This window comes from Salipiger sp. HF18 (assembly GCF_011806505.1).
Classification (GTDB): domain Bacteria; phylum Pseudomonadota; class Alphaproteobacteria; order Rhodobacterales; family Rhodobacteraceae; genus Salipiger; species Salipiger thiooxidans.
The window spans coordinates 1-1,842 of sequence record NZ_JAATOS010000666.1 but is presented as its reverse complement, the minus strand read 5'-3'; the positions used below and the strand labels follow the sequence as shown (position 1 = coordinate 1,842).

The window sequence follows — 1,842 nt, the reverse complement described above, 5'->3', positions numbered from 1 at the left end:
GCCCCCCGGCGGCGCCCTGGGTCCCCACCGGCCTGCTCCCCGCCGCCTCGGGGCTGCTCCCCCCCACGCCCGCCGCACTGGTGGGGCTCGCCATCGCCCTCGCCATCGCGCTGGTGATCCAGTACCGCCTGCACCGCGCGCCGCTCTACGGCATCACGGTGATCTGGGCGCTGGTGGGTGTGATCGTCGCCAACTCCTCGCCGTTCAACATCGCGGTGGCCGGGCTGGCGGTGCTCGGGATCTTCGCGATCCTCGCCCTGCGCGGCACCGACACCGAGTAATCCCCTCCCGAGACGCAGCGCCCGCGCGACCGCGGACTTGCGCCGCCGGCGTTTCCCGCCAAACTGGTCCCGGCCCCGCCGATGGAACCCGCCGCCACCGGCCGGTGTTTGGGTTGCAGTGTCACGGACGAGGACCCACGAGAATGCAGATCTTCCGCTGCCCCGCCTGCGGCGCATCGCTCTACTTCCACAACACCGGCTGCACCTGCGGACAGCAGGTCGTCTTCGCCCCCGACGCGCAGGTGATGCTGCCGCTGGCCGAGGCCGAGGCTGAACCCTGTGCCAACCGCGAAGTGATCGGCTGTAACTGGACCGCAGAAACCGGCGGGCTCTGCCGCTCCTGTGCCATGACCGAGACCCTCCCCGACCTGCGCGAGGACGGCAACCGGCCGCTGTGGGAGACCTCGGAACTGGCCAAGCGCTGGATGCTCGCGAACCTGATCCGCTGGGGCTGGTTCACCCCCGACGATCCCGGCGCGCGCCCGGTGTTCCGGCTGCTCTCCGAGAACACCGCCTCGGGCGAGGCCGACATCGTGATGGGTCACGCGGACGGGCTGATCACCATCAACGTCACCGAGGCTAGCGAGGCGGTGCTGGCCGAACGGCAGGAAGAGCTGGGCGAGCTCTACCGAACCATGCTCGGCCACATGCGCCACGAGACCGCGCATTTCCTGTTCCTGCGCCTCTCCGAGGACCCGGCCTTCTCAGAAGCCTTCCGCGCCCTCTTCGGCGACGAACGCGAGGATTACGGCGCGGCGCTGCAACGGCATTACGAGGCGCCGAAACCGGCGGATAACGACCACATCACCAGCTACGCCACCGCGCACCCACACGAGGACTGGGCCGAGACCATCGCCCACCTGCTGCACCTGATCGACCTGGTGGACAGCGCCGCCGCCGCGCAACTGGCGCTGCCCGACGGCCCCGAGCCCGGCCATGACGCCTATGCTTCGGGCGACACCGAGCACGAGATCACCATGGCCATCGACCTTGCCATCGCGATCAACCACGTCAACCGCGCCATGGACCTGCCAGACCTCTACCCCTTCGTGCTGACCCAGGGCGTCCGCGACAAGCTCGCCTTTGCCCACGGCTGGCTCCGCCGCAACGCCACGAGCGCCTGAGCGCACCACCGGCAGAGCCCTTCGCCGCACACCCTCACCCCCCGTCCCGACAGACGCACGCGCCAACCGCCCCGTCACGAGGCCCCGCCCTTCATCTTGCCAGATAAACTCCGGGGGTGAATTGGCCGCAGGCCAAGAGGGGGCAGCGCCCCCACCCGTCTACGCGGTCCTCACCACGAAACCCGCAACACGCAGCCCGGACCCGACGCCCCGGTCCCCCGGATCTCCCCCCGACCTCACCAGCCGGCGAAAGCCTCTTCCGGAACATATTGCCGGATCACGTGGAAGAAGATGTCGATCTCGAGCGCCAGTCCGACCTCGAAATCGTTGAGCTCGGGCCCGCTCCAGCTGTGCTGCTCGAGGCGGCCGAGGAAATCGCGTCGGGTCTGCTCGTCGCGGGGATCCAGCGGCAGGGTCTCGGCGGCGCGCAGCAGGTC

Annotated in this window: 1 protein-coding gene and 2 pseudogenes; 2 read left to right on the top strand and 1 reads right to left on the bottom strand. The window is 69.8% G+C overall.

All coding sequences use genetic code 11. The annotated features are described in order from the left end of the window. Positions 1-281 (top strand): annotated as a pseudogene (locus HC022_RS25635) (hypothetical protein); the annotation flags it as partial. Positions 282-424: 143 nt separating this feature from the next. Continuing rightward, positions 425-1,405: a putative zinc-binding metallopeptidase gene (locus tag HC022_RS25630; protein WP_167454266.1), complete on the top strand. Its 981-nt coding sequence runs from the start codon at positions 425-427 to the stop codon at positions 1,403-1,405. 236 nt (positions 1,406-1,641) lie between these two features. On the opposite strand, the pseudogene HC022_RS25625 reads toward HC022_RS25630, so the two are convergent. Further along, a pseudogene (locus tag HC022_RS25625) lies at positions 1,642-1,842 on the bottom strand (hypothetical protein); the annotation flags it as partial.

What these genes read in the sequence shown, in the direction of transcription:
- HC022_RS25630 (WP_167454266.1), top strand. Translation starts at nt 425, where the DNA reads ATGCAGATCTTCCGCTGCCCCGCCTGCGGCGCATCGCTCTACTTCCAC.